A 12,661-nucleotide genomic window follows, 5' to 3' on the forward strand; every position below is an offset into this window, starting at 1 on the left:
CTCATTTCCCCTTAATCCAGCTTTTCCGTTTGTTTCATTGCTTTGTTCGCGACAAAGGTAAATAGAATAAGAATGAGGAAAATCATCACGCCGATAGCAGACGCGTACCCCAGCTCGTTATACTCAAAGCCCTTTTTATATAAATACAGGGCAGGGGTCAGCGTCGTAAACCCTGGACCTCCGTTGGTCAGGACCAGCACATTTTCGAAGCTTTGATATTGATGAATGAAGGCCAGAATGACAACAAGCCTGATTTGATTACGGAGTAAAGGCAGCTCGATATACCAAAAGCGCTGCCAGCCGTTCATACCGTCCAGCTTCCCCACCTCATACAGCTCGGGAGAAATGGTAAGGAGTCCCGCCAAATAGATGAGAAAGTAAATACCACCTATCCAGGGAAAATTAACGAATACAATGGACGCCAGAGCTGTCGTACTATCACCCAACCATGCGTGGGTCCAGGAGTCCAGACCTAGCTGTCTTAGCAGTGTATTCAGAACGCCATTACTTAAATAGATCCATCGCCACAACAAAAAGATAATGATGTAAGGAACAACCATCGGAACGAGGAATAAGAAGCGATACGCATGCTGAAGCTTTTTATGGGAATGAAAGACGCCAACAGCGGCATACAACGGTAAAGTCAGCTGAATGATGACAAAGCTGATCGTTAGCAATGTGACATTTTTAAGAGAAGCATAGAAGGTCGGATCGCGAACGAGCTTGACGAAGTTATCCAAGCCAACAAACGTATTCAAATTTGCCCCGTTCCATTGATAAAGCGATTTGATTATAGCCGTAAAAAATGGATAATACTTGAACAAACCCATCGAAACAAAAATTGGCACCAGGAAGGAGTAGGCGATGATGTATCTTGTCAGCTTCCTCCTCTGTTTCAATGCCAAATCTGTCGCAGGTCGGTTGATAGCTGTACCCGAATGGGGTTCTGTCATTGTGCCTTCTCCTTTCTCAGGTACACCTGAATTGAAATGAATGACTAACCGCTCCCATACGTGAGCAGCTACAGCTTCTTATTGTCCAGCAGTTGATTCCGCATCCATTCACTCTGCACCAAGCCATCGCCTTCCGCGCATAGCCGCTCATATAAGAGGCTTCTGAAGGTCTGGATCAGCTTCTTGCAGCCAGGGTCATAAATACGATTGATCAATTCGTCAGGGTCGTGCGCCAAATCATATAATTCATCGATATCCGTTGTGTTCCAGATATATTTCCAGTTCGCAGTGCGAAGCATTCTTTGCGTATACAATCCAAACTGCTGCCCGTTGTAGGTGGAAACGATCTCCTTTCTCCAGTCGGGAACAGACTCATCATTCAATAATGGAATAAGCGATCTGCCATGGAACCATGAGGGTACAGGCAATTCCAGCCCTTCCAGCAATGTTGGTGGCAAATCGAGCATATTATAGACAAACTGGTCGCATACACGTCCCTGCGCCGCTATCCCGGGGTATTTGATAAGCAGCGGAACCTTGACCACATCGTCATAGAGCACGTAATGCTTGTCGATCATCCGGTGCGAGCCGCACATATCGCCATGATCGGAGGTAAAAATGACAAGGGTATCGTCGTAGGTATTCGTTTGCTTCAGCTCTTGAAGCACTTTGCCTATCGCATCATCCGCCTGACTGATGACACCATAATAGCGGGCCACGATAGGTGCCCATTCCTCCCATGTAAAGTCTTCAATCCGCCAGCTGTGAAGCTGCTGCTTCTGAATATATGGCTTATTGGCAAAGGTTTCGTTAAAGCTGCTCCAAATCGGAATATCCTCAGGTCGGTACATATCTGCGAAGCTGCCTGACGGTCTGCACGGGAGATGAGGCTCGGTAAAATTCAGCTGAATGTACCAGGGATGATCCCCTGATGTCAGCTCACGGATCGATTCGCATGCTCGATCCGCCAGCCAGTGCGTCTTGGAGCACTCTACAGGAACGGGATCACGTTCTCCAAAAAATCCAGCTTCATAGCGGATATCAGGGTATGCTTGCGCCAGCATTTCCTTGTACCCCTCAAATCCGATATAGGTGTCATAACCGTACTCCAAGGGAGACAGATCGGGATGAACATCCCATTTACCAAGAAATACATTGGTATAGTCGCACGTGTGGAGCTCTCTGGGCCAAGCATATTCCGTTGACTCAAGCGCCGGGATGCGGAGTCCGTTTTTGAAATTCCACAGTGCTCCGAAGGTTTCGGGCCTTCGACCATTAATCAAGGCTTGCCTGGATGGGCAGCAAATGGGTATAGGTGTAAAAGCGTTCGAGAACCAAACCCCTTCCGCGGCCAATCGGTCGATATTCGGGGTATGAACCGGATAAGCTCCGCTATAACCGATGCAATCGTAACGCAGCTGATCGAGCATAATAAACAAAATGTTTGGGGATTTCATAGCGTCTCCGCTCCTTCCTTTCCAAAGGGTCCCTTTATGGGCTGCTCGGCACCTCGATCACATGGCCGCCGGATTGTTGGGATAGGATTGCGGCTTCGATGACCTCCTGGGCTGCCAATGCTTCCAAGCCTGAGCCCTCAATCTGTTCAGGAGCAGCTTTCTGTTTAATTTGCTCGATAAATCGTTCGATCCGGTTGCGGAACGTATCGTTGAAGCCCTGCATGCCTCTCATAATCGAATTGTGCACCACAATGGTTTCACTGCTCTGACGTGGATACAGGGTAATGTTTTCGTATACATTTTCGATGACAAACCGTCCTTCTGTTCCAGCCACCTCGCACCATTCGATGGGGTGGAGCATGGACATGTCATAGCTGCCAGTCAAATGACCGATAGCCCCACTGACAAACTCCAGATTGATACTTGCGTTGGACCAGGTGGTTCGGCCCGGAGCTTTATTCATAAATGCCTGCACTCGCTTGATGTCACCGAAAAAATAACGCATAACATCTATAGAATGAGGATGAAGCGCTCGCATATGAAACCATTCCGTAAAATCGGCCTTGTTATCAATCGACAGTCTCATATTGATAAATAGCGGGGCACCCAGCAGATTTTGTTTCATCCAAGCCTTGCCCTTCTCGGCAGCCGGAGTAAAGCGGTGGTTCAAATTACAGCCAAAACGTACGCCCTTGGCTGCGGCTGCTTTCACCATGGCCCGGGCTTCTTCAATCCGGTTGGAGATCGGCTTCTCGACCAGCACATCCTTCCCGGCCTCGATAGCCAGCATCACGGGTTCATAATGATGGCTGCCCTTTTCCTCACCGCCTGTCGCTACGCAAACCATGTCAATCTCCTCGGTGTCCAGCAATCTTCTGAGGTCTGTATAAGCTTTGACTCCAAAGGCTGTAGAAGCCGCTTTGGCTCGATCCTCCATTAAGTCACAGACAGCAACAAGCTCCGTATCCGGATGCTGTGCATAGTAACGGCAGTGTATATTCCCGATGTTATTGACGCCAACCACAGCTACACGAATCATATAGATGAACCCTCCCTGAACATGCGTGAATGTGAAAATATACAGCTGTCATCTCTTTAGCCGACTGCTTACCGTACTGCTATAAATTGATCACTGCTGCTCATAAACAATAGCCGCACCGCAATATTGCGGGCGGCATGGTCCACTCGTTATTTGCTCTTATTAAGCTCTTTGGCCTGAAGAGCTCGGGCATTGCGGGAATCACCGATATATAAAGTATCATACGCCTGCTGCGAGGATGTAAAAGGAGCGTCACCCTTGCCATGCCAGCCAAGATTTGTATACATCGGATTGGTTCTCCCTGTCTGCTCCTCTCGCTTGCTGATATAGGCTTCCATTCTTGCCGTGAGCAGCTCCACAATTTCCGGTTCCTGCTCGGCCACATTGTTATTTTCTTGCGGGTCCTCAATCAGATTGTACAGCTCAACCTCCGGTTTAAAATGGAAATCGGGCTCCAGCGCACGAATCAGCTTCCAATGCGGCGTTCGCCATCCGTGCTTGCGCATCCAGGTGCACTCCGTAATATACAATTCACTAACTCTGCGTCCCGGATCATCATGTATGAAAGGTACAAGGCTTTGACCGTCCGGCTCCAGCTGCTCATCAATTCCCATCAATTCCAGAATCGTTGGCATAATATCACTGATAACCGTGACATCTGTCACTCTTTTACCTGAGGGTACTTTACCCGGATATTTGATAATTAGTGGTACAACCAGAGTGCAGTCATACAAGCCATGATGATCGAAAAAACAATCGTGCTCATACAGCGTTTCGCCATGGTCGGACGTCACCACGATCAGCGTATCCTCGGTAAGTCCCAAAGCGTCTACGGTTTGGAGCAAATTTTGAATGCAGGCATCCATATAGGCAACTGCTCCATCGTATTGGGCATTCACATACGCTTCATCGGTCACGCCTTCCGGAATCCATGATTTGAGAAAATCGGCGAATGGCTTGAAGCTGTAGACCGGCTCCATGGAAGGGTTGGATGGGTCCATCTCATCGCCCCCATAAAAAATACGCTCATAGGGCTTCGGTGGCAAATAGGGAGAATGCGGGTCCATATGGCGAAGAAACAGGAAAAATGGTTTGTCATCCTCAGCCAAGCGATTCAGCTCGGGAATGGCCACCTCGTTCAGGTTTTCAGCCTTCGGACACCTTCCTGATTCGCCTGGCAGCCAGGCTTCGTAATCCAGATAAGTATCAAAGCCTCGCGACGATGGATTCCCTGTAAAACCGACGCAGGTCGTGTTATAGCCGAGTTCGCCAAGCACCTCCGGCAGCGTCTTTGCCCCTACTGCTCCTTTGTGCCGCAGTGCGACTACATCGGTACCAAAGCAATCCTTGCCAGTCAGCATACTGGCATAAGCAGGGGTGGTGGGGATACTGGGGCTAAAATGCTGTTCAAACAGCACCCCTTCGCCAGCCAGCTTATCCAGATGCGGAGTTGTCAGCTTGCCATAGCCATAAGAGCTCATTCGATCACGACGCAGGCTGTCAATTCCGAACAGAATCAGATTAGGCTTTTTTGTAGAACCGGACATTCCGTTCACTCTCCTATATTTATGATAAATTTATTAAATATGATGATCATTCGGATCTAATTAACGTGCGCCAAGCTGTCGGAGGCAAGCGTTCAAATACCCGTAGGTTTCTGCAGCGACTATGGACACTTGGGCAAGTGAATGCTCCGGCTTGGCACCGATAACCTCAAGTACAACAGGTCCGTTATAGCTGCTGTCTGCCATCGCTTTGCAGTAAGCAAACAGATTGATGTCGCCGCGCCCGCAAGCCTGCAGCTCAATCGGTCCCGGGCCCTGCTCACGGCCTTTGCAATCACGGATATGAACATGCTTGACTCTGCTGATAACAGCAGGCAGCGCTTCCTCTGGATTTTCGTTGGCTCGGAAAATATGACTGGGGTCCATATCGATGCCAAATGCGGCAGACGATACCTCGGACATCGCCCTGAGCGTTGTCGGCGTGTCATGGATGGCATTGCCAATATGCGCCTTCACACATAAAGTCACTCCAAAGGAGGCCGCCTGTTCCGACATCCGCTGCAGCATATCGATCGAGCGCTGCACATCCTCTTCTACACCGGATTTACCACCCGGTCCGATATTAATGATCGGAATCCCAATTTCTGCTGCTGCCTCAAAAGCGCTCAACAGTCTCTGTTCATCTTTGACGCTTCCAAACTCCATCGAAAGAAAACTTAAACCGTTCTCTTGAACAATCGATCTCAGCTCAGCTGCTTGCTCCTTCCAGCGCGTAAGCTCCAAATGCTCGCACATGCCTTCGATGGCCGAAATCTCCACCCCATCGTAGCCACTAAGCGCAATGTGACGCACAGCCGTCGCAAAATCAAATTCCTTAAACAATACCGAATTGACACCAAGCTTTATCATATTCCTACACTCTCCCTTTTTCGGCTTTTACTGCCGTGTTTAATCAAGCACTGCTTTTGAAGTGAAGCCCTTAATATCTCTAATCACTCAATCATTTAAAAGTTCGGCGAACCCTGAGCGGAGCGACCGTGGTGTTCTGGAGATAGCGAAGCGGTGCCTTTGTTTCCGGATTTTCACCAATAAATGTCTTATGTAATAAGAAAAATCCGGAAACAACAGCAATCGTAAGAATACTTCGGTCGCGCAGCAGAACTGATTCACCGTACTTTTATTTCTCCACTACATCACCAATGGATCACCATGAAACGCCGGCAGCGGGTGAGGCCTAACCACGGCACCGCCCTGTTCATACGATTCAATCACGGCAAAGGTGTATTCCAGCACAGCCAGTGCGTCTCTGCCGGAAGCGCGAATGTGCTCTCTTGGCACGCCATTGCTAATATCCTCAAGAAACGCATGCAGCCTGTTGTTAAAGGTCGTATTAAATTCCGTAACACCTGATTCCGTTACCTCAGGCTCTGGATGCGCACCAATGACAGGAACACCCGGCTGAGCCCTCCAATAGGACACTTTTTCCACACAATTTTCAATGCAGAAGGTTCCCTTCGTTCCACCGACCTCCATGCTCCACCAGCCGCCCAAGCCATAGGTCGCATCACCACGTTGGCTCAATAGATAACCCGCAGCTCCGCTTGCAAATTTCACATGGATGCTGTTAATGGAGACCATAATATCGCTGGCGCTTTTGCGAAAGCCGGCCTGATTGGAAAACGTCTGGATGTGTGTAATATCACCGCAAAAATAGCGCATAACGCTGAATGGATGGGTTAGAAAAGCCTTCATATGAAAATAAGGCTGCCCTTTATCCTTTGGAGATTTGGGTGGATTGTACATTGCCTCCCCACCATTGAAGCCCATTTTGTGCAGGCAGTATACGGTTTCCCCGATATCTCCCGAATCGATGTATTGCCGCGCTTTCTCCGCCGGAGCTGTAAAATAGTGGTTCAGATTGCTTCCCAAATATACATTTTTCTCGGCTGCGAACCGAACCAGCTCTCTGCCTTCATGGATATCGTTCGCCAATGGCTTTTCAATCAATACATGCTTGCCTGCTGCAATTGCCTGCATAGCGGGCTCAAAATGCCAACTCCCATTATCGATGCCGCCCGTCGTGATATCGACAATTTGCAAATCAGGCTCCTGCTGCAGCATGTCCTGCAAACTGTAATAAGCGGTGACACCGTATTTGTCTGCTGCTTTATCAGCTCGTTCCTTAACGACGTCACAAACAGCGATTACATTCGCTAGGGGGTCACTTGAATAACATTCGGCATGACGCATGCCAATCCCGTTCATACCTACGATTCCAATTTTCAAAGCCATTTTACGCATCCCGTCACCTGCCCCAAGCTGCTCGTAATGAGGGCAAGCAGGGACTGCACCACCTTTCATAGTGAATTTCATTTTAGAATTTTAATCTTTCAGGGCATAGGCTTTCTCCAATTCGTCATAGCGCTCTTGCTGCGGGTTCGCGATCCACGACTCCCATGTTAATCCGACCGCTCCCAGGATCGTCTCGATCCGCCGCCGAAATGGAAGTTGAGCCTCTTCGATTTGCCGCATCATCGGATCGGGCTTACCCTGCAGCTTTAGGGCTACAAAATCATCAAGCTGCTGCTCCAGGGCCGCTGCCAGTTCAGGATGCTTATCAACCACATTACATTGTTCCTCTGGGTCCTCCTTAAGATCATACAGCTCTCTTGGAGGTCGCTGAAAAGGGCCTGAATCATAATAACGGATGAACTTATAACGCTCGGTTCGGACAGCCCGCGCTGCCTGCCAGGCACATTCGCTCAAATACACCTCACGCATCGTCCCCTCAGCCTCGCTGTGAATGGATGTCCATAGACTGTGCCCATCCAATCCATCAGGCGGATGCAGCACGGATAAATCAATACCCGTCGGAGCTGCCCGCGCTGCGGCTTCCAATATCGTAGGCAGCAAATCGGCATGCTGAACGAAGCCCTTCACCCGCATTGCTTCCGGAATATGTCCTGGCCATCTCAGTATCAGAGGCACATGCACCGTTTGCTCATACAATCCGCAATGATCCCAGTAGATGTCATGCTCCGTAAGACTCTCTCCATGGTCACCAAAAAGGATCAACAGTGTATCCTCACGGATGCCCAGATTCAGCAAATGTTCGTCCAGCTCACCCAGCAAATCATCCAAATAACGAATTTCTGCGTCATAGAGAGCGTTTACATATTCAGCATCCGTTACAGGGCCAAGCTTAGTGTAATGGTGATGCTTAAAAAAAGGATAAGCAGCGTGCGCATACGCCTGGTTCATACTCGTGTTGTCCTTCTGATAGGGGTCTCTTTCTTTCCCATAAAAGTCTTGAAGGTAGTCATCCGGCGGCAGGTAGGGGGTATGCGCATCCCAGTAATGCAGGAATAAGAAAAAATGCTCCTCCTTATGCTCCTCAATCCAGGGCAGCGCCAAATCATTAATCGCTCTGCCGTCAATCCACCGTTTCTTACCCGAGCTGTTGATATAGTACCGATAGCCGCGTGCGAACCATTCCTTCATGTTGTACAGATTATCAACGGCGCCAGTTACAAAACCCGAGGCTTTCAGCATCGAAGGCAGCCACTCTACTGTCTTGGGCAGGTAAGCCAGATCGGAGCCGTGGGAAATGATTCCTGACGTCAGACCGATTTTCCCTGTAAATATGGCGGAATGTGCAACCTCGGTAGGAATATCGGCCGCATAGGCACGCTCCATGAGTACGCCTTCCGAAGCGATTCGGTCGATATGCGGACTTGTCGGTTTACCATACCCGTAGCAGCCCAGCCTGTCAGCGCGAAGCGTATCCAGCGAGATCATGATGATCTTCATCCGTGATCCCCTTCCGATTTATGATGAGTTGCCTCCAAGCCTGGCTGCTCGCCTATCTCTTGACCAGTTGCAACACAGCTGAGACTCTGCATCGATTCTGTTTCCCATACGTGACCATCCAGCCATTCGATAATTTGAATCACATTGGAAGCTAACGAATGCTGCTGCGTGTCAATAATAAGGTCCGCCTGTTCCGGCTCCTCGTAGCTGTCAGAAATCCCTGTAAACATGGCGATTTCCTGACGTCTTGCTTTGGCGTATAGCCCTTTGACATCTCTTTGCTCACAGATCTCAAGGGAGCATTTTACATAAATTTCCACATATCCTGCAACATGAGCTCTAAGGTACTCCCTCATTTCACGATAGGGTGTAATGGCGGAAACGAGCACCGTAATACCATGTCGAGCCAACAGATCAGCCACATAGGCGATCCGGCGAATATTTTCCAAGCGGTCCTCCCTGCTGAATCCAAGACCTTTGCAAATCATCGAACGAATCATATCCCCATCCAGCAGCTCAACCTTTCTCCCCGCTGCAATGAGTCGCTCATAAACATGCTGTGCGGTTGTTGTCTTACCGGAACCTGACAGGCCCGTGAACCAAAGCACAGGACCGCAAGAGCTGTCCATCTACGCTCCCCCTTTTCCATTCCTTTTATTATCTCTATTGTAAAGGGGTTCCGCCGTCATATCATTGTCCATTCAGCCATTCGAGTGGTCGAATCGGTCATTATCCTTTCACCGAGCCTGCGGTCATACCCGCGACAATCTGCTTGTTAAAGAAAAGAAACATAATGAGCGGGGGAAGCGAGATCAGCACGACATCCGCAAACAGCAAGTTCCATGAGGTCAGGTACATGCTCATAAAATTGTAAAGCGTCAGCTGCACGGTTGCATTCTCTGACCCGGGCAAGAAATACAACGGATTTACAAAATCATTGAACACACTGACCGCCTGAATGATAACAATAGTTGAAGAAACAGGCTTCAGCAAAGGGAAAATAATATGCGTGAACAGCTTGAAGCCGCCACATCCATCAATGAACGCACTTTCGTCCAGATCACGCGGGATCGTTGCGGTAAAGGCTTTATACAAAATCGCACAGAACGGAAAATGCAACGCAATTTCTACTAGCGTAAGCCCTGGCAAGGTTTTGAATAAGCCAATGGAATTCAACACCCAAATCGTCGGTACCACCGCAGGTGGAATCATCAACCCCGCCAGCACCAGGAAATTGAAGGTCGAGGCCGCTTTTCCTTTCTCCCTTCGCTGCAGCACAAAGCCTGCCAATGAACTGACGCAGACCAAGCCTGTAACCGACAACAGCGTAAGCAGCGTACTGTTACCGAAAGCACGAACCAGCATATGATCGGTAGCTGTCAATACGGCTGTATAATTGTCAATAATATGAAAGCTTGTGGGCCAGGACATATTCATATCAGCCGCTGCTGTAGGAGATTTAAACGAATTGATAATGACAAAATAAAAGGGAATCCAGAATATCACCGTTGAAAGCAGCAGCATCACGATACTGATCGTCGTTTTTTGTGCTATCCTGTTCATAAATCTACCTCTCTTCTATTCAGAAACATATACAATGGGAAAGCCAAGAGCATGATAGCGATGAACAGAATGACATTCCCTGCTGTAGCAAGACCGTAAAATCCAGCCTGATACTGTTTATAAATAATAGAAGCGATTAAATCCGTGGAAAATCCGGGGCCGCCTTTGGTCATCGCCCAAATCAGGTCAAAGGTACGCAAACCCCCGATGAAGGCCAAAATAATGACAGAATTCATGGCCGGCCTGCTGAGAGGCAATGTGATATGCCAAAACCCCCTGATCGCGTTGCCCCCATCCATTTTCAAGGCTTCATAATAGTGCTGGGGAATCGACATGATGCCAGCAATATAAATAACCGTGGCGATGCCGACGCCTTTCCATACATCCACAAAAGCAACCGATAACAGGGCAAGCTTCGTATTCCCAAGCCAATCAGGACCGTTGATCCCTATCGCTGCGAGACCTGCATTGATGACACCCTGCGTAGGATGCATCATCGTACTGAAGGCGATCCCCACCGCAATCGTACTGAGCAGCGTCGGGAAAAACACCATCGAGCGAAAATAATCCTTGAACCAGATCTTCGAGGTCAGCAGTGTGGCAAGCAAGAGAGCAAGTACTACTTTTAATCCACAAGTTACAACGGCAAAGATCAGTGTATTTTTAAACCCGATTTTCAAAGAAGATTCCTCAAAGAACATCACATAGTTATCAAATCCGATAAATTGCCATTTGGTCAGTGTCCATCTCGTCAAGCTGAAAAAAAATGACATGATCGTTGGCAGCAAATAAAATACAAAATAAATAATGCCTGCAGGCAATAAAAATAAATACGAATACATCCGGTTCTGCACCACTTTCATTATGATCGCTCCCTTACACAATCGGCCCTGCAAAGTTCTTGCAGGGCCGGTCCATTTAATCAAATCATATACAATAGGGGCTTAACTGGCTTACACTTACCAGCCTGGAAGATTAAGCTGCTGGGCTTGCTTCTTGACGTCCTTGTCATAATCGGCAGCACCATCCGCAGGAGACTTTTGGCCTGTACCGACCTCAATCAGGATGCTTTCCAGATTCGGCCCTTTGACGGGGGATACAAACTCCAATGCCGGTGCGGTTTTGCCGTTATCAAAATAAGGCTGCATGTCTTTGATGCCGTCAAAGGCATCGTCAGGAACCTTGCTTCCTTTGATAACATAGGGACCATTCGCTTTGCTCTTGGTCATATAAGCCTTCTGTCCATCCGCCGACATGATGAAATCCAAAAACTTCTTGGCCGCCTCCACATTTTTGCTCTTCTTATTGATGTAGTAGGAGCTCGGCATCCAAACCGTAAAGCCGTTGATGCTGGCATTATCGCTTGGTGTTGGAAATACGCCTATATCCTTTACCTTATCTGGATAATTTTGAGCCAATGCATCGATCGCACTAGTCAGCATCGGATACTGTACGCCTGTACCCTCAGCAAGCATTTTCAGTCCATTATCGTAGGTTGTCGCGAGAAAATCCTTGTTCATGTATCCCTTACTGAACACTTCACTTGTCATTTCAAAGCCGCGAAGCGCTGTGGGTGTAGTTGCATATTTCATTTTATTGGCTGTGTAATCCGCCACAAAATTAGGTGCTTGAGCCTGAATATTATATTGATTGCCAAGCACGAAGAGCTGTGAAGTCCAGGTCGTTTTGTAAGAACCGATGACTGCCGTTTTGCCGGCAGCTTTGATTTTATCGCTATTTGCGATGAATTCCGCCCATGATTTCGGTACGGTGAGGCCAAGCTCGCTGTACACTTTTTTATTGTACAGAATACCGCCGACATTCGATGAGCCGCCTGGGACGCCAAAAACCTTGCCATTGGAGGAAACGGTTTCTTTATAGGAATCGAGTAGGTTAGCCATAAATGGCTCCTTCGTCAGGTCCACGAAGTTTTCTTCAGGATTCAACGCCTTCAGCAGGGAACCCGAATTATAGTAAAGAATATCCGCCATATCCCCTGTAGCCAGACGTGTCTTGACCAGATTGTCGCCTTCCGTACCGTCCGGCTTAATGTCAAATTTGATCTTGATGTTCAGCTTCTTCTCCGCTTCTGCTGCTACGGCCTGCGTAGCTGGGTACGGTGTTCCGGTCGATCCGATTAACAGGGTAAGGGTAACCGGTTCAGCAGGTTTGGCTGCGGCCGGAGCGGGTGCAGCCGGTTGAGTACCTGTGGCCGGGGCCGGGGCTGAACCGCCAGCCGGTTGTGCTTGGGGTTGTGTACTGCAGCCTGCAATTACGGTTGTTATCAGTGCTGCGTAAGAACAGACGGTTAAGAACCTGACTCGACTCATTTTT

Annotated in this window: 11 protein-coding genes; all 11 read right to left on the reverse strand. The window is 48.6% G+C overall.

Annotation, left to right across the window (positions count from 1 at the left end; genetic code table 11):
- Positions 1 to 11: 11 nt before the first annotated feature.
- A complete protein-coding gene (locus OB236_RS03045) occupies positions 12 to 953 on the reverse strand; it encodes a carbohydrate ABC transporter permease (protein WP_262682667.1) in 942 nt (313 codons plus the stop codon).
- 68 nt (positions 954 to 1,021) lie between these two features.
- Complete coding sequence (locus OB236_RS03050; RefSeq protein ID WP_262682668.1) at positions 1,022 to 2,410, reverse strand: sulfatase-like hydrolase/transferase; 1,389 nt, start codon at positions 2,408 to 2,410, stop codon at positions 1,022 to 1,024.
- Positions 2,411 to 2,444: 34 nt separating this feature from the next.
- Positions 2,445 to 3,449, reverse strand: a complete 1,005-nt coding sequence (locus OB236_RS03055) for a Gfo/Idh/MocA family protein (protein ID WP_262682669.1) — start codon at positions 3,447 to 3,449, stop codon at positions 2,445 to 2,447.
- 149 nt (positions 3,450 to 3,598) lie between these two features.
- Positions 3,599 to 4,996 (reverse strand): sulfatase family protein, encoded by a 1,398-nt coding sequence (locus OB236_RS03060; protein WP_262682670.1) that lies wholly within the window; start codon positions 4,994 to 4,996, stop codon positions 3,599 to 3,601.
- Positions 4,997 to 5,056: 60 nt separating this feature from the next.
- The gene (locus OB236_RS03065) at positions 5,057 to 5,863 is read right to left on the reverse strand and encodes a sugar phosphate isomerase/epimerase family protein (protein ID WP_076229548.1); all 807 of its coding nucleotides are present in this window, start codon (positions 5,861 to 5,863) and stop codon (positions 5,057 to 5,059) included.
- 279 nt (positions 5,864 to 6,142) lie between these two features.
- Entirely contained in the window at positions 6,143 to 7,327 is a 1,185-nt protein-coding gene (locus OB236_RS03070) for a Gfo/Idh/MocA family protein (protein WP_262682672.1), read from the reverse strand.
- Between the two features lie 9 nt (positions 7,328 to 7,336).
- On the reverse strand, positions 7,337 to 8,764 hold the full coding sequence (locus tag OB236_RS03075) for a sulfatase family protein (protein ID WP_262682673.1): 1,428 nt from the start codon (positions 8,762 to 8,764) through the stop codon (positions 7,337 to 7,339).
- Complete coding sequence (cysC, locus tag OB236_RS03080; RefSeq protein ID WP_262682675.1) at positions 8,761 to 9,393, reverse strand: adenylyl-sulfate kinase; 633 nt, start codon at positions 9,391 to 9,393, stop codon at positions 8,761 to 8,763. The genes OB236_RS03075 and cysC overlap by 4 nt, the downstream gene beginning before the upstream one ends.
- Before the next feature lie 100 nt (positions 9,394 to 9,493).
- On the reverse strand, positions 9,494 to 10,327 hold the full coding sequence (locus tag OB236_RS03085; protein ID WP_240415140.1) for a carbohydrate ABC transporter permease: 834 nt from the start codon (positions 10,325 to 10,327) through the stop codon (positions 9,494 to 9,496).
- Positions 10,324 to 11,190 (reverse strand): carbohydrate ABC transporter permease, encoded by an 867-nt coding sequence (locus tag OB236_RS03090; protein ID WP_262682677.1) that lies wholly within the window; start codon positions 11,188 to 11,190, stop codon positions 10,324 to 10,326. Before OB236_RS03090 ends, OB236_RS03085 begins: the two co-directional genes overlap by 4 nt.
- Before the next feature lie 96 nt (positions 11,191 to 11,286).
- Positions 11,287 to 12,657, reverse strand: coding sequence for an ABC transporter substrate-binding protein (locus OB236_RS03095; protein WP_262682678.1), 1,371 nt, complete (start codon positions 12,655 to 12,657; stop codon positions 11,287 to 11,289).
- Between the last annotated feature and the right edge of the window lie 4 nt (positions 12,658 to 12,661).

It is taken from the genome of Paenibacillus baimaensis (assembly GCF_025567575.1).